1 pseudogene is annotated in these 519 nt (G+C 22.9%); it reads right to left on the bottom strand.

Annotation, left to right across the window (positions count from 1 at the left end):
- Positions 1-113 precede the first annotated feature (113 nt).
- A pseudogene (locus tag L8W69_RS09280) lies at positions 114-519 on the bottom strand (hypothetical protein); the annotation flags it as partial.

The following is a 519-nucleotide window of genomic DNA, read 5'->3' as shown; positions in this document are numbered from 1 at the left end:
ACTAATACAATAAAAACTATAATAGAAATTCTTTTTGATATTTTAAGCAATTTTTTTACCTTTAAAGTTAGTATTATTTATTATAGCATTATTAGATACAATACTTTATATTACTAGGTGTATGACATTTTCTCAATCATTTCTTTACTCCATCCTTTAGGAAGATTTTTTATACTAGGATAATATGGTTTTAAAAGTTCAAAGAAAACTTCTTCGTGGTATCTACTTATTTGAAAATAGTATTTGCCTAGAGTAGAGGGGGTGTAAAACTCATCCTTTTGGTTGTTTTTTTTAGTGTATCGAATATTAGGTATTTTAATATAATTATATTTATATTTAATTCCAAATTTTATTTCATCATTGTATTTTAATCTGTCTATAGTTTTTGAATGCAAATTATTTGGAAAATAATCATCTAGATTAATCTCAAAAAACCCATTATAATTAAAACTATAATCAAAATAATCCACAAAATAACTACCTCTTTTTTCAAATCCCATGCCAAATATTTCTTTTTCG

The organism is Campylobacter sp. CNRCH_2016_3089, from assembly GCF_025772505.1.
GTDB lineage: Bacteria > Campylobacterota > Campylobacteria > Campylobacterales > Campylobacteraceae > Campylobacter_D > Campylobacter_D lari_D.
This window is presented reverse-complemented; position numbering and strand designations above follow the sequence as displayed.